Genomic DNA, 23,105 nt, shown 5'->3' with positions numbered 1-23,105 from the left:
GAGGTGTAACTTAGAGGTGTTGCTGAGAGGAGTAATTTTGAATTACCGATAAAGACTGTTTTACTTTAAATTGTGCGGCAAATATTCAGCCGCACAATTTAATCTAACGTTATTATAACCCTCTGGTAATCTGCTCTGTAGTTTCTTTTGCATCACCAAATAACATTTGGGTGTTTTCTTTAAAGAACAACGGGTTTTGTACCCCGGCATAACCTGTATTCATAGAACGTTTAAACACAACAACTTCTTTAGCATTCCACACTTCAAGAACTGGCATGCCAGCTATTGGGCTATTAGGATCTTCATTAGCTGCTGGGTTAACAGTATCATTAGCCCCTATAACGAGTACTACATCAGTTTCTGGAAAGTCATCATTAATTTCTTCCATACCTAACACTATGTCGTAAGGTACTTTTGCTTCAGCGAGTAAAACATTCATATGACCAGGTAAACGACCAGCTACGGGGTGAATAGCAAACCTTACCTCAACACCTTTGTTAATCAATTTTTGTGTCAAGTCATACACAGGATATTGCGCTTGCGCGACTGCCATGCCGTAACCAGGTGCTATAATGACAGATTTAGCACCTTGTAATAAATCAGCTACCGCGTCAGCTTGTATCTCTCTGTGCTCACCATAATCTTTATCTTCGTCAATCACCACATCAGTACCAAATCCACCAGCAATAACACTGATAAAAGAGCGGTTCATCGCCTTACACATAATGTAAGATAAAATAGCTCCTGATGATCCCACTAAGGCTCCCGTAATAATTAATAAATCATTACTTAACATAAAGCCAGCAGCCGCTGCAGCCCAACCAGAGTATGAGTTAAGCATTGAAACCACTACTGGCATATCAGCGCCACCTATTGAAGCAACTAGGTGCCAACCAAAAACGAGCGCAATAGCTGTCATCAAAAACAGAGGAAAGTTACCGCCACCATTTTTCACAAAAATAATCATCAAAATAAATGAAATAACACCTGCGGCTAAATTCATCTTATGACGATGAGGTAACATTAATGCGCTAGAGTTAATGACACCACGTAACTTACCGAAAGCGACAACAGAACCCGTAAAGGTAACAGCGCCAATAAACACCCCTAAGAAAATTTCACTTAGATGAATATTCATTGCCACTTGTTGAGCATCAGTGATAATCACATGATGCGTTGCATCAAAATAACTATTAAAACCAACAAGAACAGCAGCTAAACCTACAAAGCTATGCAGTATTGCTACTAGCTCTGGCATTTCTGTCATTTCAACCTTATTGGCTAACCTTAGGCCTATACCTGAACCAATAACCATGGCAATGATAATAACAAAAACATTAGAGACCCTTGGATCCATAATGGTCGTTATCAAGGCAATGGCCATACCGATCATGCCATATAAATTACCTTGCTTTGCTGTTTCTTGTTTACTTAATCCAGCTAAACTAAAAATAAAAAGTAATGCTGCCACAACATAGGCTGCAGTGATAAAACCATTTGACGCTAATTGTGTAGATTCCATGCTATTTCCTACTTACTAAACATTTTTAACATGCGACTAGTTACTTTAAAGCCACCAACAATATTTATTGTTGCCACCAAAATAGCTAACGCTGCAAGTATTTGTACGACAGTATTATCAGAGCCAACTTGTAAGAGCGCTCCAAGGATAATAATGCCTGAGATAGCATTCGTAACACTCATCAATGGTGTATGCAGAGAATGACTAACGTTCCAAACAACATAGTAACCAATAACACAAGCAAGCACGAAAACAGTAAAGTGAGTGAGAAAATCTGCAGGTGCTACGCTAGCCACCCAACCGAATAACGCCATACCAGCAGCCATAAACGCATATTTTTTAGTTGGATTTGCAGGCTCTTCTTCAACAACTACAGGTTCAGCCTTAACTTTAGGCGGTGTTGCAGGTGCAGCACTTACTTGAATAGGTGGTGGTGGGAAGGTAATTTCATCTTCTTTGACTACAGTCATATTACGAATGACCACATCATCAAAATCAATTGAAAAGGTACCGTCTTTTTCTTTACACAGTAACTTAGCTAAATTAACAAGGTTATTAGCATAAAGCTGCGATGATTGATTTGGCAATCGAGACACTAAGTCAGTGTAACCTATTACTTTAACATCATGAGCATTCACAACTTTACCTGCCTCAGTACACTCACAGTTACCACCACCAGCTGCAGCTAAATCAACAATAACACTACCCGGCTTCATTGACTCAACCATCGCATCCGTAATTAATTTAGGCGCAGGTTTACCCGGTATCATGGCAGTAGTAATGATAATATCTACATCTTTTGCCTGCTCAGCAAATAAAGCCATTTCAGCATCAATAAATGCTTTGCTCATTTCTTTAGCATAACCATCACCTGAGCCAGTATCTTCTGGCTCTTCATAGTCAAGCTCAAGGAATTCAGCGCCCATACTTTCTATTTGCTCTTTGACTTCTGGACGAGTATCAAATGCTCGTACAATAGCACCTAAACTACTCGCAGTACCTATAGCAGCAAGCCCTGCTACACCAGCACCGATTATCATGACTTTTGCAGGTGGCATCTTACCCGCTGCAGTTATTTGCCCAGTAAAAAAACGACCAAAATAATGGGATGCTTCAATAACTGCGCGATAGCCCGCAATATTTGCCATAGAGCTTAACGCATCCATTGATTGAGAACGGGTCATGCGCGGCACCATTTCCATCGCTAACGTCGTGATAGACTTAGCGCGAAGTGCCTCTAACAATTCGGGGTTTTGAGCTGGAGCAATAAAGCTTATCAAGGTTGCTCCATCATTCATCAACTCTATTTCATCAAGTGTTGGCGCATTGACTTTTAAAACAATATCGCTTTGCCAACAGTTTTTCTTTGTCACTATTTCCGCATTAGCTTGACTATATTCTTCATCAGTAAAACTTGCCTTGGTACCAGCACTTTTTTGTACCTGAACTGTAAAGCCAAGCTTAATTAATGCACTAACGGAGCTAGGTGAGCCTGCTACACGGTTTTCTCCTCTGAGAGATTCCTTAGGAATGCCAATAACCATAAAACACCTTAAACAATTGATAAATAAATTCTGGCTAATGTTTTACCATTTATCGTATTAATTTCAAACAACTTTTATGAAATACCTCATACTTTACTTGCTAAATAACTATTTAGTTATAGAATTAAGAAAGGATTAGTTCTTACAGGAAACTACCGGTTTAAAAATTATAGGAAGTTATTACTTTGATTAAACATGCTTTAGGACTGGTATTTTTATTTTCTTGTTTTCAGTTGCTTTCAGCTGAAGTCACCTCAAATAGTCATACAATTAAATTAGGAATGTCGAATGCATTATCGGGCCCCGCTTCTCAATTAGGTAGAAAGCTTAGCACTGGCTCTTTAATCTATTTTGAACAATTAAATAAACGTGGTGGTATTAATGGCCAACCAGTAAAGCTGCTTACTTTAGATGACGGCTATGAGCCTCAAAATACGTTAAAAAACACCCTAAAACTAATTACAGAAGAAAATGTTGTTGCCTTATTTGGCTATGTCGGAACCCCTACTTCTCATTCGATTTTACCCATAGTATCAAAGTTCAATATTCCGTATTTAATGCCATTCACTGGCGCTGATTTTTTGCGTAAACCAATCAATAAAAATGTTTTCAATTTGCGTGCAAGTTACTCACAAGAGGCAGAAGCACAAGTAAAATTTTTAGTTGAAGATAAAGGTTTTAAAAAAATAGCCCTAGTGATTCAAGCTGATGAGTTTGGTTTAGCAGCTCAAAGAAGTTACGTAGAAATATTAAAGCGCTATAATTTAGAGCCTCTGATAAACGAGCGTTTTAAGCGCAACACGATTGATATAGACAATGTACTTGAAAAGTTAAAAACCCAACCACTTGATGCAGTTATTTTTGTTGGCACCTACCAGCCCTTTTCTCATTTAATTAATTCAAGTTTTGAGCAAGGAATAAACCCTTTTTTCAGCAGCTTATCTTTCGCCTCTAGTCGAGATGTTATGGCGAGTTTGAAGTATCCTAGTAAAGTGTTAATTAGCGAAGTTATGCCGCCACCAAATTCTTGTCAGTGGCAAATATGCCAACAATTTATACAAGATATGAATAATGCCGGTTATAGTGAATTAAATGAAATACAACTTGAAGGCTATCTTAATGCGCACGTTTTTAGCTTAGTTGCTAAACAGTGTGGGAATAAATTAACTAAAGAATGCTTACTGAAAAAATTTGAATCATTTCAATATAATCAATTAGGACTTGATGTTTCTTATTCTCCAAACAATCATCAAGGGCTTAATCAGGTTTATTTATCCTTCAGTAATGCCGTGCAAGCTCCCGAATAATGCTTAATTTTAAAAACTATAACTTTACTAGCTAACTGCTAACTAACGCCTAAAAAATAAGCTATTTTGATCTACTAACTGACCAAGTCTCAAACAGCGCCGCACTTATTACAATACTTCCCCCGATGAGTGTCATTAAATTAACACGCTCATGTAATAATAAAAATGCCAATAAACTGCCATACAAGGGTTGTAAACACGAAATCAAACCAGCCGTAGTTGCTGATAGGTGTCGTAAGGATGATGCAAACAAAGCATGTGGCATTGCTGTAAATATCACTCCTACTAAAACAATATAAAACAAGTCTAAACTTTCAACCTCATTTAATGGTACTTCCACAAACAATACCAACATTATAAACGCCACAAGGGTTTGATATAACATAGTATGCGGGCCACCATAATGGCTAAAGTAATTTTTATGCAATACATTTCTTAGTGAAAAGAAAAGACCTGAGATAACTCCTGTAACTATGCCAAGTGTTACCTGATTTCCTAAACTAACCTCAGGAATTAATAAGAAAATACCAATAAGCACCATGACTGCAATAAAGATATCTTTACCTTTCGGTTTTCTTTGTGATTTACTTCGATTTAATAGCGGCTCTAAAAAAACAGTAATTACAGGGTAAGTAAAAAAAGCGATAATACCTATCGTGATGCCAGCCATTTGCATACCAGCAAAATAAGTTACCCAATGAATACCGACAACAGCACCAAGTACAATGGCGATGCCATAATCCTTACCACTTGCTAGAGTAATTTGCTTCTTTTGCAAAGTTAATAAAACAAATAAAGCAACCGCTGCAACGGCTGTTCGATAAACAGTAATATCTAAAGCAGGTAAACCGATAAGCTTCGAGAACAAAGCGGTACCGCCAAATAATAAAACCGAGCAATGTAAAAATAACAAACTTTGTTGTTGAGCTTTCATGGGGGTTACTCAGAAATAACGGTATTCAGTACAATAAAAGAAGAGTCATTAATTATTTAATCAAGATCATTCAGTGGCCAAGTCACAATGTAATCTTCAAAGTCTTCAATGGCTACATCATCATCTTTCACAATTTTACCACGGATAGACATACCTGCTTTATGCATGGCTGATTTTTTGCCTTTATGTAGTAGCGGGTGCCAAGATGGTATTCCTCGCCCTTCTTGTATACGGCGATAAGTACAGCTAGGTGGCATAAAAAACACATCAGCTAGGTTATCTTGGGTTAGCTTGACACAGTCAGGCACTAACTGAGTGCGTTTTTCATATTGGCTACATTGACAAGTTTTTTCATTTAATAAGTGACAAGCAATATTGGAATAATGAATTTGTTCACCTTCATTTAGGTGCTCAGTTGGCTGTAATTCATCATGCTCATCAGTGTCTTCATCATCGATAAATTTATTCAAACAACATTTAGCACAACCATCACATAATGACTCCCACTCGCGACGAGACATTTGCGCTAACGTTTTACGTTGCCAAAAAGGCGTTTTGTCATTTTGCTCTGTCATAGTATATTTACTTATTAGTTTATCGGTGGGAACTTGATGCGATCTGATAAATGCCCCACAGAACTGACAAAATAATAAGATAAATTCCAATGCATTAAGCTTTTATAGTTATCATAGGCTAAGTAAGCACGACCTTTTTCATCGTCTGGAAAAACCAAAGCCGCTTTAATATCAACGTTTGGCAAACTGGTACCGTCAGTACGACGAATACCTAATGACTGCCACTGTGCTAGCGTTTTTTCACTTTCACTCCAAGCTTTCAACCAATTTTTACGGCTACCCGTATTTTTAGGGATTGCGAGAGAAACATCAAAGTCATCAGGTAATTTCACCTGACGTCCCCAGGTTAAATCATCATTCCAGCCTTCTTTTTGTAAATAATTCGCCATAGAAGCAAAAATATCCACTTGGTTTTGCCAAATATCTTTTTTACCATCGCCATCGCCATCAACAGCGTAAGCTAAAAAAGACGTTGGCATAAATTGATTTTGACCCATAGCTCCAGCCCATGAACCTTTCATATCCTCTATTTTTATATGCCCTTCATCTAAAATTGTTAATGCTGCCCACAGCTGTTTTTTAAAAAAGACTTCGCGACGACCTTCATATGCAAGAGTAGATAACGCTGAAACCACATTAAAGCCACCGGTAAACTTGCCAAAATTAGTTTCTAAGCCCCACAGCGCAACTATAAATCTAGGTTGAACACCATATTCGTTACCGATTTTTACTAACAATTCTTGATGCTCTTTATATAAATCACGCGCTTTTTTCACTTTCCAAGCGGGAACTCGTTTGGGCAAATAGGTATCTAAAGTTTCAACCTTCTCAGGTTGTTTTCGATCCGCTTTAACCGCACGTTTATGAAATTGAACATTGGCGAAACTCTCATCAATCAATGCTTGCGAAAAGCCTTGAGTTAGCGCCTCTTGCTTTAACTCTGTCACATAAAGCTGAAAACCTTGTTCAGTAAGTTCTTTCGCTTGTAAAGTATTAAAAATAAATAACGCTATGCTTATTAGAGGTAATAAGACAATCTTAGTAAATTTCATTTCTACGCTCCCTGTTGCTTTTGTTTGTCCATTTGCGCCTTGTGCTCTTTTAACAAATCTTCTTTAGGTGGCGGTAATTGCAGATAAAACCCCTGCTCATCTAAGCTCGCTTTAACTTTATTCAAATCAGCAAACGCAAGCTTTTCTTTCGTCGCAAGGTTAGTCAGTGTCACTAAGGTAGGTGTCCCAAATGTCACCATTAACGGCTCAGGTACTGCAGAAAAATCATCTCGGGTTTTAATAAAAAGGTAAGTTTGTGCTTTTTTAGCACTTTTATAGATAGCACATAGCATAATGGAGACCTATGAAGTTAATTCGATTCAATGAAATTAAGTCGTTAATATATCATGCCCAAGTTATAATATGCGATACTATGACACATTAAATTACATTACTTTAGGTAACCTCATGAAAGCCCCTTTATACGATGAAATTCTCGACATTTGCCAGCAAATCGCTAACGCATCCGCACAAGGTAATGACGAAGCCAGAGAAGTTGCTTGTAAAAGCTTACAAAAACTGTGTGCCACCAATCAAGGAACGCCAAAAGATCACCCTTTACAGTGGGAAGCTTTAGGTGACTTTACCGAAGATGGCGATTTAGCCATGGATATTTATGAACTCGCATTAACGAGTGCTGAAAACCTCAAACTTCCTGCTTTTACCGCTTCTATTTACTTAGCCATGGCCCAGAGACAGCAAGAATTTGAACAGCCAGAAAAGGCGCTTGAATTTGCACAAAAATCAGCAAAAGCGAGTGAGAATATTGACAACGACGAACTAAAACAGGAAATAGAAACATTCCTAGCTAGTCTTTAAAACCATTTTCTGCAAAATGTTGTAAAGCATGGCCAAATAATTCATTGCGCCATGCTAACAATACATCAGGCTTAGTACCCTCGTTTAGCGTTTTAGCTTGGTTTAAATCAAAAAACCATGTCAAAAATTGATTAATTTGTTTTTTCGACGCTAAATTTTCAACGGTTAAGCCATGCTTTTCACTCACCGCTACTATAAAGTCTTTCACTTTTTTATAAGTTTGCTTATAGCCAGGATATTGATCTAAACGCTGTATTTTTTGAGGGTAATTATCTTCATTATCCAAGCCCGCTTGTTTTAATACTGATAACATCGCCTTGCCTTTATAGCGAATATCAAGCACCTCTGCACCTTCCAGTTTATTCATCGCTGTTAGGCTTTGTGGGTTATTTTGGGCCACCGCCATTAGAGTATTTTCTTTAACCACAAACCCTAAGGGTAAATCGCGCTTTTTCGCTTGCTGATAACGCCAAATTGTGAGGTGTTTTAAGCTATTTAATTGCTTAGCATTTAATCGCCAAGCCAGTTTAATTTGACGATACAGCTGACTTTCATCAATAGGGGTAAACTTACGCTCAACTAAAAGTTCACTTTCTTGCTTCGCGTATTCCTGCCAACCTGCCTGTTTAATCGCGGAAACTAACTTTGGGTAAATCGCAAATAAATACTCAACATCGGCGCTGGCGTACTTCAGTTGTTTTTCACTCAACGGTCTTTTAGTCCAATCCGTTCGTGACTCAGATTTATCAAGCTTAATATCAAGAAAATGTTCAACCATGGCTGCATAGCCCATAGACAAACCATACCCTAAAAATGACATCATAATTTGGCTATCAATCAAGTTAACGGGTTTACATTGAGCGCTTGTTAAAAATACTTCTAAATCTTCTGAGCAGGCATGTAATACCTTAGTAATACGTTCATTGGTTAATAACTGCCAAAAAGGCGATAAATCTTCAATAGCAATAGGATCAATTAACGCCAGCTGCTTACCATCAAAAACTTGTAATAAGCCTAAACGTGGGTATAAAGTGCGTGTGCGAACAAACTCAGTATCAACAGCTAATACACTTGCTTCACTGAACTGCTGACAAAGTGACTTCAAACTGTTGAAATCTTCAATTAGTTGATACTGCATAAGTACTTTTCTTTTACCAATGATTAAAGGAAATGGCTCGCCACACGCTAGCTTTTACAAATTATTTTCTTCTACGACGTGTCGCTTGCTGATGACGTTGTTGATGCTTTTTCACTGACCGACGAATTCGGCGACTTTTAGCATTGTCCATCGCCTTTTCATCAACTTTTACTTTTGATTGTGTTTCGGGTTTTAGTTGAACTAATTTTCGATAGTAATTCACATCTTTTAGTCCAAGCTCAGTCCAACCACCTAATGGTAATTGGCGCTGCATATCCATATCACCATAACGTACCCGAATTAAGCGGCTAACTTGTACTTCTTGGCTTTCCCATAAACGACGTACTTCTCGATTTCGCCCTTCTGAAAGTACCACATGGAACCAATGGTTACGCCCTTCACCACCACGATAAGAAATCTTTTGAAAGCGTGCCGGACCATCTTCTAATTGCACGCCAGTACGCAGTGTTTGTAGCATGGCTTCATTAATGTCACCGAATACACGTACTGCATATTCACGCTCGACTTTTTGTGAAGGATGCATCAAGCGATTAGCCAACTCACCATCGGTAGTGAACAGTAACATGCCCGATGTATTGATATCTAATCGACCAACAGCTACCCAACGACCTGATTCTAAAGGTGGTAACCTATCAAAAACCGTTGGTCTACCTTCAGGATCTTTTCGGGTACACATTTCACCTTCGGGTTTGTTGTACATTAACACACGACATATATCTTCACCTTGTGCGGTTAATTTGACTTGGTGGCCATCAATACGAATTTGTTCACTGCCATCAACCCTATCACCTAAAAAGGCCGTTTTACCGTTTACACTAACACGACCAGCACTAATCATGCTTTCAATTTCACGACGTGAACCTTTACCACTTCTCGCCAAGACTTTCTGAAGCTTTTCTGAATTTTTAATGGTCGATTTTTGAAAGTCTACTTTGACAGGTTTTTCTACGGCTTGCTTATTTTTGCCCTTTGCTTGCCCTGCTTTACTTAAGCCCTTTTTTACGGACGACTTTTTAGCTACACCACGGCTGCCATATTTATTATCTGCAGGCTTATTCGCCTTAGCATCACGTTTGTTAGTTGTTTTGTTATTGTCTTGTGACATGATATTTTTCTCAGTTACGTCAGTAGTATTTCCCTAGTAACTTACTTCTGACTCTTTTCAATTATTGATGTAAATATACGCTTACTGAAATGGCTCAGGATCACCTTCACCCACTCGGAGAACTTCTATAGCATCATTAGAAAAATCAACCACTGTGGTTGGGTGTTCCCCTAAATGTCCACCGTTAATAATTAAATCAACTTGGTGCTCTAATAGTTCTCGAATATGTTCAGGATCATATTCAGCCATATTTTCACCTGGCATGATCAAGCTAGTAGACATTATAGGCTCAGCCAGTTCAGCCAACAAGGCTTGGCAAATAGCATTGTCGGGTACACGTATGCCAATCGTTTTCTTTTTCGGGTTAAGCAAACGCTTAGGCACTTCTTTACTGCCTTTAAATATAAAAGTATAGGCGCCAGGTGTATTCGCTTTTAATAAACGGTAAGCACTATTATCCACGCGAGTATATTCAGAGAGTTGTGATAAATCTTGACAAACCAGTGTAAAATTGTGCTCTTTACTAATTTCTCTAATTTTACAAATGCGATCTAAGGCTTTTTTATCGCCTAAATGACAGCCGAGGGCATAGCCAGAATCAGTTGGATAAACAATCACACCACCTTGATTGATTATGGCAACGGCTTGTTTCATCAAACGCCCTTGCGGGTTATCAGGGTGTACATAAAAAAACTGACTCATGATATATTCCTATCAATATAACCTTACGGTCAAAGTATTGTCTTACGACCAAAGTGCCCAAACTGGTTTAGCGTTATCAGGTAACACTAAATTTTTCCCTAAATCTGACCATTTATTAGGATGGTGAAAATCAGATCCTGTTGATGCATGCAAATCATATTCTAAACAATAGTTTAGCATTGTTTGCCTTTGTTGGGGATTCATTTGTGGTAAAACAACTTCTAAAGCATCGCCACCGTTTTCTTTAAAGTGAACAATTAAGCGTCTTAACCACTTGCCAGATAAATCATAACGAACAGGATGTGCCATGACTGCAGTACCGCCTGCAGCATGTATAGCCTCAACTGCTTGCGTTATGCTACACCAATTGGGCTTCACATAAGCCCGCTGTGTAACACGGCCTTTTTTTCCTAAATATTTATCGAAGGCTTTTTGTAACGTAGTAACGTGCCCGTGTTGATATAACACTTTAGCAAAGTGAGCACGAGTGATAGAGCCATCACCCGCTAATGCTTTTGCTTCTTGGTAAGCATCAGGAAAACCACTAGCAGCTAGTTTATCACCAATAGCAATTGCTCTTTGCTCTCTTGCATCTTGTTGCTCAATAATTAAGGATTGAATCGCAGGATGTTGTACATCAAAGTTTAAGCCAACAATGTGTATTTCAAATCCCTGCCAAGCGGTTGAAACTTCGATACCTGAGACCAGTTTAATTGGAATATTTTTTTCCAATATATACTCTTGGGCTATATCAAAACCAGCGACAGTATCATGATCGGTGATCGCTAAAACATCTATTTGATAGTTAACCGCCCTATCTATCAAGGTTTGCGGCGACAAGCCGCCATCAGAGCATGTTGTATGACAATGTAAATCAATACGACCGTGAGCAAAACCGTCATTTTTTTTAATAAAATTTGGAAAATCAGTGGTTGACAGCAACGCCATAATAAGGTCTTCTATAGGGGATATTTACAAACTAGAATTTCGTATTACTAGTTTACTGATTAGAGCTAAATAATGATACTGACAAAGCAATTTAATTTAACACATAGCCAACTTCGTTGGTGGTGGCATAACTCAACAATAAGTGGGTTGTGATAATTGCGTGTGTCTCGCTAAAGCAATAAAAAAGCTAAAGCAGATCAAAAACAAATTTCAAAAACCCGCTAGAATAAGCGGGTTTTCTGCATTTTAAGACGTTAGATTTTACCTTTAAACAATAGAGAACAATACAATGAACAAAACAAGAACCTGGTTTCTTTGGTGGCTGCAGCCAATATATGCCGGATGACCCTATTGAAAGAATAACCAAAGAAAGAAGAACATCATGACAGAATTAAATCAACATACTGCAACCGTATGTACGTTAACGGATAACACTAATTATCAGCGTGACCCTTTAAGTGTTTATCAGTTGCTTTGCCACAATAAACAAAATAACCTGCTATTAGAGTCAGCAGAAATAGATCAAAAGCATTTACTGAAAAGTTTATTGTTAACTGATGCTGCTTTAAAAATTGTATGTAACGCTAATACCGTAACTTTTACTGCGTTAACCTTAAACGGCCAATCAGCATTGAAATTTGCAGCGTCGCAATTACAAGAGCACGCTCAACTTACTTTTTCAGACGATAAAACTCACTTAACAGCCACCTTCGCTGATATTCCGCAACAACTAGATGAAAAAGCAAGGTTAATGGCGATAAATCCATTTGAAAGTCTGCGTTTATTTACGCATATGGAAAACAGCGACAATCACCATTTCGCCGTTTTTCTTGGCGGCGCATTCGCTTTTGATATGATCAGTATCAGCGAAGATTTACCTCAAGTTAAATCGGGTGAAAATACTTGCCCTGACTTTGTCTACTATCTAGCAGAAAGCCTAGTAGTTATCGATCATGAAGAAGAAACTACAGAAGTAATCGCTAATATATTTTCTTGTGATGAAAGCAAAGAATCTCAACATGCTGTTGAGCAACAGCTTGCTGAACGTGTGGCTGAAATTAAAGAGTTACTAGCAACGGAAGTAACACCAGAGCATATCAGTCACCTATCAAGTGCCAATGAAATAAGTCAATGTGATAACCAAACTATTTCTGTTGACATCAGTGACGAGCAGTTTTGTCAAAATGTAGAGCAATTAAAAGAAAATATTCGCGCTGGTGATATTTTCCAAGTAGTCCCTTCAAGAACCTTTTCAATTCCTTGTGTTGACAGTGTTGCTGCTTATAAAGCACTAAAAATTAGCAATCCAAGTCCGTACATGTTTTATATTCAAGACAGTGATTTTTGCATGTTCGGTGCATCACCCGAATCCGCAATTAAATATCAACAAAACTCTCCAGAAGGCAAACGCCAAGTTGAAATATATCCAATTGCCGGAACTCGCCCACGTGGCTTTAATAAAGACGGTTCAATATGCTTAGATCTTGACTCCCGCATTGAACTTGAACTACGACAAGATAAAAAAGAATCCGCTGAGCATATTATGCTCGTTGATTTAGCACGAAATGATGTTGCTCGCGTATGTAAAGCTGGCACGCGCCATGTTGCAGACTTATTGAAAGTTGACCGATATTCGCACGTAATGCATTTAGTATCTCGTGTTTGCGGAAGCCTACTGGAAGAACTAGACGCTTTACACGCTTATCAAGCTTGTATGAATATGGGAACACTATCGGGTGCTCCCAAAGTAAAAGCTACTTCGCTTATTCGTGAAATTGAAGGCAAACGTCGGGGCAGTTATGGTGGAGCTGTGGGCTATTTCACCGGTGATGGCGAAATGGACACCTGTATAGTTATTCGCTCAGCGTTTGTTAAAGATAATATTGCTCAAGTGCAAGCGGGTGCTGGCGTGGTTTATGATTCAATCCCTCAAGCTGAGGCTGACGAAACCAGACAAAAAGCACAAGCCGTCATTAATGCAGTACTGACTTCAAATAAAGGAGCCGCATAATGTCCGCAACACAAAACACTAAACTATTTATGCTCGACAACCTTGATTCATTTACCTATAACCTTGTTGATGAGTTTCAATGTTTAGGCTTTGAGCCAACGGTATATAGGAACACCCTTGACGCAGAGTTTATTTACAACAAAATGCTTGAGCACTCTAAGCAAACCGGTGATGATATTATTTTAGTCTTGTCGCCCGGGCCTGGCGCACCTCAAAATGCAGGTTGTTTAATGGCATTAATCGCATTATGCGCAGGAAAAATACCTATGTTAGGTATTTGCCTAGGGCATCAAGCGCTTATCGAACATTATGGTGGTACCGTTGGCAGAGCGGATGACATAGTTCACGGTAAATCTTCTCCTATAAACCACTGTGGTGAAGGCGCATTTATCAATATTCAAAACCCACTACCTGTTGCCCGTTACCATTCATTAGTTGCAACAAGTGTACCTGAGACTATTGATGTAATTGCCGAGTATAACGATATGCCAATGGCAATTTGTCGTGAAACTGATGCCGTTTTAGCCTATCAATTTCACCCTGAATCTATTTTAACTACATTTGGCGCCACACTATTGGCACAAAGTTTTGATTATTTACTGGCTTTAAGCTCGCGCTTAAAAGCCAAGGCGTAAGGAATACAGCATGACAAACCCTTTAGCAAAATTAGTTGAAAACAAAAACCTAACTCAACAAGAAAGTGAAGATTTTTTTACACAAGTACTTAACGGAAATGTAGAGCCAGCACTATTAGGTAGTGTGCTAACGGCACTAAAAATGAAAGGCGAAACACCTACTGAGATAGCTGGTGCCGCAGTTGCCATTAGAAGCGCGGCAACTAACTTCCCAGAAAAAGATTATCCCGTCGCTGATTGCGTAGGTACAGGTGGCGATGGTGCCAATACAATTAACATTTCAACAACCGCGGCCATACTAAGCGCTGCATGCGGTTTAAAAATGGCAAAACATGGTAATCGTAGTGTCTCTAGCATGTCTGGCTCTGCAGATTTACTGGAAGCTTTCGGTGTTAATTTATCAATGTCTCCTACTACTGCCAGTAATTGTTTAGACAAAGCTAACTTATGCTTTTTATTTGCGCCTGCTTATCACAGTGGCTTTAAGCATGCTGGCCCTGTTCGACAAGCCATGGGCGTTCGCACCTTATTCAATATATTAGGGCCATTAGTAAACCCAGCCTCTCCTAAAGTTATGCTGCTTGGCGTTTACACTCCAGAGTTACTACAGCCTATAGCTGAGGCTTTATTACTTACCGGCGTTCAACGAGCATTGGTGGTTCACGGTAGCGGCTTAGATGAAATAGCACTGCACGGTGATACCCATGTAATTGAAATTAAAGATGGTCAACTCATTGAGCGCACTATTTCACCTCAAGATTTTGGTTTGAAAACCTATACGCTAGACGCTATCAAAGGGGGCTCACCCGAAGAAAATGCCAATATAATTAAGGCAATATTATCCGGTGAAGGTCAAGATGCCCACAACGCAGCTGTTATTATTAATTGTGCTGCTCTGCTTTATTTACATGATAAAGCTAGTGATTTAAAGGCTTCAGCACAATTAGCTAGTGAGGTATTAAAAAGTGGTAAAGGCATGGAAACATTGAGTCAACTTGTCACTTTATCTAATGAGGGAAATAGCTAACATGGCAAACATATTAGAAAAAATAGTCGCTGATAAACGTATTGAAATAGACGCGCTCAAATTAGCGAAACCCTTAGATAGTTTTATTGATGAGCTTAAACCGACCACTAAAAACATGTACGCTGCACTTACACGTACAGAAGATAAGCCCGAAGCAGGCTTTATTTTAGAGTGTAAAAAAGCATCTCCCTCAAAGGGATTAATCAGACCAGACTTTGATGTACTGGCTATTTGTCAAACTTATGACAAATACGCCGCAGCCATTTCTGTATTAACCGACGATAAATATTTCCAAGGAAATTTTGATTATTTAAAATTAGTGACCGAAACCGTAGCCTGCCCTGTACTTAACAAAGATTTCTTTATTGATACCTATCAAGTGCATTTAGCCAGATATTATGGCGCTGACGCTATTTTATTAATGCTTAGTGTGCTTTCTGATGAAGAATACTTAACGTTAGCGGCTGTCGCCGAGCAATATAATTTAGCGATATTAACTGAGATTTCAACACCAGAAGAGCGTGACCGTGCAATTGCATTGAACGCTAAAATGATTGGTATTAATAACCGTAATTTACGTGATTTAAGTACAGATATCGCCCGTACGTTTGATTTTGCGCCTACTCTACCTGATGACAGAATTATTATTTCTGAGTCGGGGATTTACACTAACGAGCAGGTCCGTGAATTAGCACCCGCAGTCGACGGTTTTTTAGTGGGCAGCTCTTTAATGGCAATGGACAATAACGCTTATAACGATATTGATTTAGCCTGTAGAAAACTCATCTTTGGTAATAACAAAGTGTGCGGCTTAACCTCACCTGAAGATGCTAGCATTGCTGCCAAGTCAGGTGCCCGCTATGGTGGTTTAATATTTGCCGAAAAATCACCACGGTGTGTATCTGCATCACAAGCTCAAGCGATCGTTACTGCACAGCCAAATAAGCCTCAACTAGAATATGTAGGTGTGTTTGTGAATCATAAACGTACTCACATAGTTGAACTAGTTAAAACCTTGAAACTTTCAGCGGTACAACTTCACGGGGAAGAAGACGAAACCTATATCGCTGATTTAAAGATACAGCTTGAAAAAAACGGCATTAATGATTGTGAAATATGGAAAGCAAGTGCCATAAAAACAAATGTACCTCCATTAAATGAGCTAGTTAGTCACCATGTGGTAGACGGAAAATCACCGGGTAGTGGTCAAGCATTTGATTGGCGATTGTTAGCCGATAGCGAGCAAGACTTATCTAAAAGCCTCTTAGCAGGTGGGCTCAATAATGACAATATTAATGATGCCTTAACACATTTAACTAATTTAGATTTGTTTGGTTTAGACCTTAACTCAGGTGTTGAGGTTAGCCCAGGCATAAAATCTAGCGAGAAACTGACGCAAGTTTTCGCAAAAATCAGGAACTATTAACACGATGAAAAATACAATTAATGAAACATTGCCCGCTTACTTCGGTGAATTTGGTGGTATGTTTGTTGGCGAACTACTCGTGCCAGCATTAGAGCAATTAGAGCAAGCTTTTATTGATTCTCAAACCGATGAAAGCTTTTTAACAGAATTTAATAACTTATTGACAAAATATGCAGGGCGTCCAACACCACTAACCTGTTGTCGAAATATTGTTAAAAACCCGCTAGCGAAAATTTACCTAAAACGTGAAGATTTATTACATGGTGGAGCCCATAAAACTAACCAAGTGTTAGGGCAAGCATTACTTGCAAAACGTATGGGTAAAACTGAAATTATTGCAGAAACGGGTGCAGGACAACATGGCGTTGCAACAGCGATAGCCTGTTCGCTGCTTGGCTTAAAGTGTAAAGTTTATATGGGTGCTGTTGACTGTCAACGTCAACAACCCAACGTATTTCGAATGAAACTCATGGGTGCTGAAGTTATTCCTGTGACAGCAGGCTCTGGTACGCTAAAAGATGCCGTCAATGAAGCATTACGCGACTGGTCTGCCAATTATGAAAATGCCCACTATTTGTTAGGCACTGCTGCTGGCCCACATCCTTTCCCAACCATTGTTAGGGAATTTCAAAAAATGATTGGTGAAGAAGCAAAAGTCCAGTTGCTTGAAGAAGAAGGTCGCCTGCCTGACTATGTAATTGCCGCAGTTGGTGGAGGCTCAAATGCTATAGGCATGTTTAATGACTTTATACCGCATGAAGACGTTAAGCTTATTGGTGTTGAAGCAGGCGGTAAAGGTATTAATACCAGTCAGCATGGCGCAACATTAGTGGCTGGTAGCAAGGGTATGCTACATGGTAATTACACTTATATCATGCAAGATAAATACGGCCAAATTGAAGAGTCTTATTCTATTTCAGCTGGCCTTGATTACCCTGCTGTAGGTCCTCAACATGCCTTTTTAAAAGAAACAGGTCGTGCTCAATATGTTGCGATCAACGATGATGAAGCACTTGATGCCTTTCAAACATTAGCAAAAAATGAAGGCATTATTCCAGCTTTAGAATCTTCCCATGCATTAGCTCAGGCTTTAAAAATGGCAGAAACAGCAACAACAGAAACTATTTATCTGGTTAATTTATCAGGTCGAGGCGATAAAGATCTCGCTCATGTTCACGCAGTATTACACCCTGAAGAACAAAGTACCAATTCGTCCAGCGTGAAACATAGAGGAGAAGCATAATGACACAAGCACCACAACAACAAGCTGGCTACCGTTATCAACAAGCTTTTTCAACCTTAGCCGCTAAAAATGAAAAAGCTTTTATTCCTTTTGTCACTATTGGCGACCCTAATGCTGAGCAGTCGTTAGCTATCATTAAAACACTGATTGACTCAGGTGCTGATGCCCTTGAGCTTGGTATTCCTTTTTCTGACCCAAGTGCCGATGGTGTTACTATACAAATGGCGGGATTAAGAGCGCTTAACTCAGGCATAAACACTGATACTTGTATCGAAATACTAGCTAAAATACGTGAATACGCACCTAATATTCCAATTGGTTTATTACTTTACGGTAACTTAGTTTTTGCTCGTGGCATTGATAAATTTTACCAAGATATGGCTGCTGTTGGCGTTGACTCTGTACTTATTGCTGACCTACCTATTCGTGAAAGTAGACCGTTTAGAGAAGCGGCGTTAAAGCATGGAATTGCTCCTATATTTATCGCCCCACCTAATGCCAGTGACGAAACATTACGTAAAGTTTCTTCATATAGCCTTGGTTACACTTATGTTCTTAGCCGGGCTGGTGTTACTGGCGTAGATGCTATTGATGAAAAAGCACATCAAAACCAACAGCAACTGAATCCAACGCAAGCGCTTGTTCGTACATTAAATGAATATAAAGCTGCACCGCCAGTAATAGGTTTTGGTATTTCTGCGCCACAACAAGTCAAGGATGCACTAACTCTTGGCGCAAGTGGCGCAATTAGTGGCTCAGCGGTAGTCAAAATCATCGAAGATAACTTAACTGATGACAATAAAATGCTAACTGCGCTCGCTAATTTTGTTACTGAGATGAAAGCAGCGACAAAATAAGCAATATAAAACAATAAATTACTAGCAACTCAAGCTTGTTGCTAGTAATTATTATTTATGTCATAAAAATATCACATAAATACCTTAAAGTTACGCTGATAATGTATTTTGAGGTAACATTGTGAAAGAAACGATTCAGGAAATTATAAAAAATAAGCAAATAACTACAGTCTTTCAGCCAATTTTTGATATAGAACATGAAATTATCGTTGGTTATGAAGCACTAACCCGAGGCCCGAAAAACTCAGAGCTCCACTCTCCTGCCTCACTCTTTGCAAAAGCCGAAGAGTACAACTTACTTTCCGAACTTGAATTACTCTGTCGCGAAAATGCGATTAACCGTTTTGTTGAATTAAATCTAACCGGTAAGTTATTTATAAATATTTGTTTAAGCGTCATGCTGACCAAAGATCACCCTTATGGCGAGACCATCAAACTGATTGAAAAAGCGGGCTTATCACCTCAACAAGTGGTTATTGAAATAAGTGAAAAATCCCCTTTCCCTGAAACTGATATTCTCCTTAAAGCACTAAATAAATACCGTCAGTTTGGCTTTGATATCGCTATTGATGATTTAGGTGCAGGTTACTCTGGCTTGAAACAATGGAGCTACCTCCGCCCGGATATCGTTAAAATTGACCGATACTTTATTGATCAGTGCGATAAAGATGTAATGAAGCGTGAGTTTTTGAAAATTCTCTTCGAATTAGGGAGAATTTCTAATGCTTATATAATTGCTGAAGGAATTGAAACCAAAGAAGAATTTGAGCTATTACGTGAGTTAGGCATGGTTTATAGCCAAGGTTTTTTCTTAGCAAAACCCAATGAAAACCCTGCGCGAAGCTACCCCTTACTTGAAGTCAATGTAAACACTGAAAAAGAATCTCGACTAGGCACTGTCGCAGAGCTTGTCACTTCAGCCATAACCATAGAATATAATCAAAGTGTTAATGACGCCTATGATCTTTTTACCAACCATATCCATTTGCAAGCAATACCTGTATTAAATAATGAGAAGCCAATCGGCATGATCTATCGCAATGACTTAATGGAGTCCTATTCTGACATATACGGTAGAGCGCTTTATGCCAAGAAATCAGCAATAGATATTCTGTCTAATACGCCCATGATCATTGATCACTCAATGCAACTTGAGCAGGTAAGTGCATTACTTACTTCAAGAGCAAACTATGAATTTACTCAACCTTCAATCATAACTGAAAATGATAAATACTTAGGCGTTGTATCACCAAGAGATATCCTCAGAAGCATAACCGATAAAAAGCTCGAACAAGCACGTTATGCTAACCCTCTAACAGGCCTACCAGGTAATGTTGTTATAGAAAAAGAAGTGGACTATATGCTTACTAAACAACGAGAGTTTCAATTAGCATACCTAGACTTAAATCACTTTAAGCCATTCAATGATATATATGGTTATGCAAAAGGGGATTTACTACTTAAGGCATTAGCAAACTGTATTATGCTCAACACCAATAATAAGTATTGTTTTGTTGGTCATATTGGTGGCGATGATTTCATTATTATTTTTAAAAATAATAAAGTAGAAGATATTTGCCAAAGAATATTGCAAGACTTTACACAACAAAGCTTATCTTTTATTTGTGACGAGCATAAAGAGCAACAAGGTTATTATGCTATGGATAGAAACGGGAAAAGAATATTTAATCCTTTAGTTAGCTTGGCTATAGGAGTTATTCAACCAGATCCGATAAGTTTTAGTTCTTACCATCAAATAGCCGATTTAGCTTCTAAGGCAAAATCTGAAGCCAAAAAGCAAAGAGGTAATAACTTATTTATTTGTCGAAGACGAAATGCAGAAACAGGTCTACTTCAAGAAAATGAGCAGCAAGACGAAGGTAATTATCATGCAGCATAAAGTTTTAACATTCGAAAAGTTAAGGCTATAGTCGCTATCGTCATCACATAAAACATTGCAAGCAATATGTACTCTAGCCACTTCACTAATATACTTTTTACTTTAGTCAGTAAAAATATATTTTTGCTACTAGTATTACTTTCAACAAATGCATGTATGGTAAAGTTTAACAGTAAAACCCAAGCCAACAATAACAAACTAAACATGGTAATGACATTGTCAAAATGGTGACTAGAGGTCAAAAATACTAGACGGTAAACCATGTTAACCACTAGAATCAACACAGTTGCATAAACAATGTTGCGATAAGGTTGTAGTTTTTTTGAAAGGTTTTTTAGCCAAGTAATCATGATCGAGAACTGTAAAATGTTAACATGAAAATTGACTATTCATTAAGCCATTCTAGTGCTTTTTGATGGTTTTCAAAAAACTCAACATCTCCAGAAATAAACCAGGATCCGATATTAGCGATAATTTCTTGCCAGTGTTTATGACCATAAATTGCGATCTTTTCAAACTCACTACCGTGCTTCATGCCTAACTTAAAGTCATCCCAAGCAGCTCTAAGCTCCCAACCGTGCATTTCAGTGACATCAAAAAAAGCTTTAATTTTAGTGCTTGGTGCCTCTTTCATTGCCGCATCAATCATTGGCGTTATCACTTGATAATCTTCATGCGTTAATTTTCCTATCGCCTTTAACGATAGATAAACGTTATCTTCTATGCGTTCAATACCAATTGTCAGCCCATGTCTTTCTATAGTCATCTGCTTATCCTCTTAAAGCTACAGTAAACTCTGCTAATTTATTTAAAGTGAAATAAGAGTGTTAGTCAAGAGAGGGCTAAAAGCAAAAAAAAATGCAGCTCTAAGAGCTGCATTTTCATAACTAGCTTTGTGCATCCTGCACGATATTCAGTGTTCTCATTAATCCTTTAAATACTGTCCTTAGCTATTTCTTAAAGAAATCCTCTTGAGTAAATCCTTACTCGTCATCCTTAGTTATATCCTTATTTCATCCATAAAAGTTAATCCTTTAACTATCCTTTTTTGCCTCCTAGACACTTTCTTCCTTAAATCAATCATCCTTAATCGATCACATCCGTGTTTGCATTCCTATAGTGAATTCCTATCACTTAAGCTAAATCCATTAGCCTCCTTCAAAGAGCTTCATGCTCTGTGTCTTCCTGACATGATTAATATTACACGTATAAATTTTTTTTCGAACATATGTTAAAAGTTTTTTTAATTCGTAACACAAATGAAACAAGTAAAAATAAATTATTTACAAATAAAAACAATAAGTTAATATAAAAAAAAATTATGTAATGCAATTTTCAATCACTATTTCTTACATGCATGTAGGATATGTCTTACAAATAAACAAGATGATTGGCTATTTGCGAAAATAGGTAAAGATATTATTTGTCAGGTAAGTTTATTGGTTGTGGTAGTCCATAACGTTCAAAATATTGATTAAGCTTACCGCTTTCTCGGTATTCAGTAATAAGCTTAGCTAAATTTTTATAAAGTTTAACGGCTTTAGACTTTTTGGGCACGCTAATATACAAAGGATTTAGAAAACTCTCTACAAACTCTGCTTGCTCAAACCTAGCTTTAAACAATTCAATATTATGAGAAGGTGAAGTAACAACCAAGTCAATACGCCCTAACTCTAACATACCTAATAATTGTTCAGTTTTACCTACTAACGTAAGTCGTGACACTTTTACCGATTTGAAGCTATGTGAATAGAAAAGTCCTCTTATACCCCCGACGTGTATATCTTTAAAATCATCATACGATTTAATCTTTTTTTTAAATTGCGGAGATTTAAAGAATGAAAGTTTCCTTTCTCGATATGCGTAAGGGATTGGCAAAAGAAAAAGCTCACGTTCAGGTGTCATTGAGTGACGTATCAATAAATCTACATTACCTTGTTCTGCTTCACGCAATGTCCTTATCCAAGGCACATTTAACCATTCAATATCGTGCCCTAAGTCTGAAAAAATATCAGTCACTAATTCAGGTAAAACCCCTTTACATTTGTCATCTTCATAAAAAAGTTCAGGTGGGTAATTTCGACAATGTGCTGTAAAAGTTTCAGCTAAGAGAGAACCTGACATTAATATGAGTAAATTAAAGGTTAAAATATTAAACTTTAATTTCATTAAGTTATTCATCATTTTAAATTGACTATATTCATGTAAATTAATTTTTGACACCATAAATTTTAACAGATAAACGATCTAGTTTAGTTATTAAAGAGTTAAAAAGTCAAACAATCCCCTAGTAGTAAACTAAATAAAGTTCAATTTACACATTATCTTTATTACTTAAT

Annotated in this window: 21 protein-coding genes; 9 read left to right on the top strand and 12 right to left on the bottom strand. The window is 38.0% G+C overall.

The features are described 5' to 3' along the window. Nucleotides 1–112: 112 nt before the first annotated feature. Both pntB and AC27GZ_RS08640 read right to left on the bottom strand, forming a co-directional pair. Nucleotides 113–1,522 (bottom strand): Re/Si-specific NAD(P)(+) transhydrogenase subunit beta, encoded by a 1,410-nt coding sequence (gene pntB / locus AC27GZ_RS08645; protein ID WP_487094565.1) that lies wholly within the window; start codon nucleotides 1,520–1,522, stop codon nucleotides 113–115. 8 nt (nucleotides 1,523–1,530) lie between these two features. After that, nucleotides 1,531–3,066, bottom strand: a complete 1,536-nt coding sequence (locus tag AC27GZ_RS08640) for a Re/Si-specific NAD(P)(+) transhydrogenase subunit alpha (RefSeq protein WP_487094564.1) — start codon at nucleotides 3,064–3,066, stop codon at nucleotides 1,531–1,533. A gap of 185 nt (nucleotides 3,067–3,251) precedes the next feature. On the opposite strand from AC27GZ_RS08640, the gene AC27GZ_RS08635 reads away from it, so the two are divergent. Beyond that, nucleotides 3,252–4,373: an ABC transporter substrate-binding protein gene (locus AC27GZ_RS08635; RefSeq protein WP_487094563.1), complete on the top strand. Its 1,122-nt coding sequence runs from the start codon at nucleotides 3,252–3,254 to the stop codon at nucleotides 4,371–4,373. 61 nt (nucleotides 4,374–4,434) lie between these two features. Here the strand turns inward: AC27GZ_RS08635 and AC27GZ_RS08630 are convergent, their stop codons facing one another. From AC27GZ_RS08630 to AC27GZ_RS08615, 4 genes are read right to left on the bottom strand one after another with little or no spacing between them, the layout of a single operon-like run. After that, nucleotides 4,435–5,307 carry a DMT family transporter gene (locus AC27GZ_RS08630; RefSeq protein WP_487094562.1) on the bottom strand — a complete coding sequence of 291 codons (873 nt, stop codon included), beginning with the start codon at nucleotides 5,305–5,307 and terminating at the stop codon, nucleotides 4,435–4,437. Nucleotides 5,308–5,363: 56 nt separating this feature from the next. Next, complete coding sequence (locus AC27GZ_RS08625; protein ID WP_487094561.1) at nucleotides 5,364–5,882, bottom strand: YcgN family cysteine cluster protein; 519 nt, start codon at nucleotides 5,880–5,882, stop codon at nucleotides 5,364–5,366. A gap of 14 nt (nucleotides 5,883–5,896) precedes the next feature. Further along, a complete protein-coding gene (locus AC27GZ_RS08620) occupies nucleotides 5,897–6,934 on the bottom strand; it encodes a lytic murein transglycosylase (RefSeq protein WP_487094560.1) in 1,038 nt (345 codons plus the stop codon). Between the two features lie 2 nt (nucleotides 6,935–6,936). After that, the gene (locus AC27GZ_RS08615) at nucleotides 6,937–7,227 is read right to left on the bottom strand and encodes a YcgL domain-containing protein (protein WP_487094559.1); all 291 of its coding nucleotides are present in this window, start codon (nucleotides 7,225–7,227) and stop codon (nucleotides 6,937–6,939) included. A 115-nt stretch (nucleotides 7,228–7,342) separates the two neighbouring features. On the opposite strand from AC27GZ_RS08615, the gene AC27GZ_RS08610 reads away from it, so the two are divergent. After that, entirely contained in the window at nucleotides 7,343–7,753 is a 411-nt protein-coding gene (locus AC27GZ_RS08610) for a hypothetical protein (protein ID WP_487094558.1), read from the top strand. Here AC27GZ_RS08610 and rnd read toward each other — a convergent pair. The 4 genes from rnd to rnm all read right to left on the bottom strand — a co-directional run bounded on the left by rnd (nucleotide 7,743) and on the right by rnm (nucleotide 11,667). Then, nucleotides 7,743–8,891, bottom strand: a complete 1,149-nt coding sequence (rnd, locus tag AC27GZ_RS08605; RefSeq protein WP_487094557.1) for a ribonuclease D — start codon at nucleotides 8,889–8,891, stop codon at nucleotides 7,743–7,745. The two genes, AC27GZ_RS08610 and rnd, sit on opposite strands and share 11 nt — an antisense overlap. A gap of 61 nt (nucleotides 8,892–8,952) precedes the next feature. Beyond that, nucleotides 8,953–10,017: a 23S rRNA pseudouridine(2605) synthase RluB gene (rluB, locus tag AC27GZ_RS08600; RefSeq protein WP_487094556.1), complete on the bottom strand. Its 1,065-nt coding sequence runs from the start codon at nucleotides 10,015–10,017 to the stop codon at nucleotides 8,953–8,955. 81 nt (nucleotides 10,018–10,098) lie between these two features. Next, nucleotides 10,099–10,719, bottom strand: a complete 621-nt coding sequence (locus AC27GZ_RS08595; protein WP_487094555.1) for an L-threonylcarbamoyladenylate synthase — start codon at nucleotides 10,717–10,719, stop codon at nucleotides 10,099–10,101. A gap of 42 nt (nucleotides 10,720–10,761) precedes the next feature. Further along, complete coding sequence (rnm, locus tag AC27GZ_RS08590; protein ID WP_487094554.1) at nucleotides 10,762–11,667, bottom strand: RNase RNM; 906 nt, start codon at nucleotides 11,665–11,667, stop codon at nucleotides 10,762–10,764. Between the two features lie 382 nt (nucleotides 11,668–12,049). Between rnm and AC27GZ_RS08585 the strand changes: the two genes are divergently transcribed. The 7 genes from AC27GZ_RS08585 (at nucleotide 12,050) to AC27GZ_RS08555 (ending at nucleotide 20,766) form a co-directional block, all read left to right on the top strand. After that, complete coding sequence (locus AC27GZ_RS08585; protein ID WP_487094553.1) at nucleotides 12,050–13,678, top strand: anthranilate synthase component 1; 1,629 nt, start codon at nucleotides 12,050–12,052, stop codon at nucleotides 13,676–13,678. Next, nucleotides 13,678–14,313, top strand: a complete 636-nt coding sequence (locus AC27GZ_RS08580) for an aminodeoxychorismate/anthranilate synthase component II (protein WP_487094552.1) — start codon at nucleotides 13,678–13,680, stop codon at nucleotides 14,311–14,313. Before AC27GZ_RS08585 ends, AC27GZ_RS08580 begins: the two co-directional genes overlap by 1 nt. Before the next feature lie 10 nt (nucleotides 14,314–14,323). Further along, nucleotides 14,324–15,340 carry an anthranilate phosphoribosyltransferase gene (gene trpD, locus AC27GZ_RS08575; RefSeq protein ID WP_487094551.1) on the top strand — a complete coding sequence of 339 codons (1,017 nt, stop codon included), beginning with the start codon at nucleotides 14,324–14,326 and terminating at the stop codon, nucleotides 15,338–15,340. Nucleotide 15,341: 1 nt separating this feature from the next. Continuing rightward, nucleotides 15,342–16,766, top strand: coding sequence for a bifunctional indole-3-glycerol-phosphate synthase TrpC/phosphoribosylanthranilate isomerase TrpF (gene trpCF / locus AC27GZ_RS08570; protein ID WP_487094550.1), 1,425 nt, complete (start codon nucleotides 15,342–15,344; stop codon nucleotides 16,764–16,766). Nucleotides 16,767–16,770: 4 nt separating this feature from the next. Further along, a complete protein-coding gene (gene trpB / locus AC27GZ_RS08565; protein ID WP_487094549.1) occupies nucleotides 16,771–18,009 on the top strand; it encodes a tryptophan synthase subunit beta in 1,239 nt (412 codons plus the stop codon). Continuing rightward, entirely contained in the window at nucleotides 18,009–18,866 is an 858-nt protein-coding gene (gene trpA / locus AC27GZ_RS08560) for a tryptophan synthase subunit alpha (protein ID WP_487094548.1), read from the top strand. Before trpB ends, trpA begins: the two co-directional genes overlap by 1 nt. 121 nt (nucleotides 18,867–18,987) lie before the next feature. Continuing rightward, nucleotides 18,988–20,766: an EAL domain-containing protein gene (locus AC27GZ_RS08555; protein WP_487094547.1), complete on the top strand. Its 1,779-nt coding sequence runs from the start codon at nucleotides 18,988–18,990 to the stop codon at nucleotides 20,764–20,766. A 385-nt stretch (nucleotides 20,767–21,151) separates the two neighbouring features. On the opposite strand, the gene AC27GZ_RS08550 is transcribed toward AC27GZ_RS08555, so the two are convergent. Further along, nucleotides 21,152–21,532 carry a SpoIIAA family protein gene (locus tag AC27GZ_RS08550; RefSeq protein WP_487094546.1) on the bottom strand — a complete coding sequence of 127 codons (381 nt, stop codon included), beginning with the start codon at nucleotides 21,530–21,532 and terminating at the stop codon, nucleotides 21,152–21,154. A gap of 653 nt (nucleotides 21,533–22,185) precedes the next feature. Then, complete coding sequence (locus AC27GZ_RS08545; protein WP_487094545.1) at nucleotides 22,186–22,935, bottom strand: substrate-binding periplasmic protein; 750 nt, start codon at nucleotides 22,933–22,935, stop codon at nucleotides 22,186–22,188. Nucleotides 22,936–23,105 lie beyond the last annotated feature (170 nt).

Source organism: Colwellia sp. SU-HH00943 (genome assembly GCF_057546125.1).
This window is presented reverse-complemented; position numbering and strand designations above follow the sequence as displayed.

Bases quoted from the DNA above. Each gene is read 5' to 3' on its own strand.
- pntB (WP_487094565.1), bottom strand. From the start codon at position 1,522: ATGGAATCTACACAATTAGCGTCAAATGGTTTTATCACTGCAGCCTAT.
- AC27GZ_RS08640 (WP_487094564.1), bottom strand. From the start codon at position 3,066: ATGGTTATTGGCATTCCTAAGGAATCTCTCAGAGGAGAAAACCGTGTA.
- AC27GZ_RS08630 (WP_487094562.1), bottom strand. From the start codon at position 5,307: ATGAAAGCTCAACAACAAAGTTTGTTATTTTTACATTGCTCGGTTTTA.
- AC27GZ_RS08625 (WP_487094561.1), bottom strand. From the start codon at position 5,882: ATGACAGAGCAAAATGACAAAACGCCTTTTTGGCAACGTAAAACGTTA.
- AC27GZ_RS08620 (WP_487094560.1), bottom strand. From the start codon at position 6,934: ATGAAATTTACTAAGATTGTCTTATTACCTCTAATAAGCATAGCGTTA.
- AC27GZ_RS08615 (WP_487094559.1), bottom strand. From the start codon at position 7,227: ATGCTATGTGCTATCTATAAAAGTGCTAAAAAAGCACAAACTTACCTT.
- AC27GZ_RS08610 (WP_487094558.1), top strand. From the start codon at position 7,343: ATGAAAGCCCCTTTATACGATGAAATTCTCGACATTTGCCAGCAAATC.
- rnd (WP_487094557.1), bottom strand. From the start codon at position 8,891: ATGCAGTATCAACTAATTGAAGATTTCAACAGTTTGAAGTCACTTTGT.
- rluB (WP_487094556.1), bottom strand. From the start codon at position 10,017: ATGTCACAAGACAATAACAAAACAACTAACAAACGTGATGCTAAGGCG.
- AC27GZ_RS08595 (WP_487094555.1), bottom strand. From the start codon at position 10,719: ATGAGTCAGTTTTTTTATGTACACCCTGATAACCCGCAAGGGCGTTTG.
- rnm (WP_487094554.1), bottom strand. From the start codon at position 11,667: ATGGCGTTGCTGTCAACCACTGATTTTCCAAATTTTATTAAAAAAAAT.
- AC27GZ_RS08585 (WP_487094553.1), top strand. From the start codon at position 12,050: ATGACAGAATTAAATCAACATACTGCAACCGTATGTACGTTAACGGAT.
- AC27GZ_RS08580 (WP_487094552.1), top strand. From the start codon at position 13,678: ATGTCCGCAACACAAAACACTAAACTATTTATGCTCGACAACCTTGAT.
- trpD (WP_487094551.1), top strand. From the start codon at position 14,324: ATGACAAACCCTTTAGCAAAATTAGTTGAAAACAAAAACCTAACTCAA.
- trpCF (WP_487094550.1), top strand. From the start codon at position 15,342: ATGGCAAACATATTAGAAAAAATAGTCGCTGATAAACGTATTGAAATA.
- trpB (WP_487094549.1), top strand. From the start codon at position 16,771: ATGAAAAATACAATTAATGAAACATTGCCCGCTTACTTCGGTGAATTT.
- trpA (WP_487094548.1), top strand. From the start codon at position 18,009: ATGACACAAGCACCACAACAACAAGCTGGCTACCGTTATCAACAAGCT.
- AC27GZ_RS08550 (WP_487094546.1), bottom strand. From the start codon at position 21,532: ATGACTATAGAAAGACATGGGCTGACAATTGGTATTGAACGCATAGAA.
- AC27GZ_RS08545 (WP_487094545.1), bottom strand. From the start codon at position 22,935: ATGAAATTAAAGTTTAATATTTTAACCTTTAATTTACTCATATTAATG.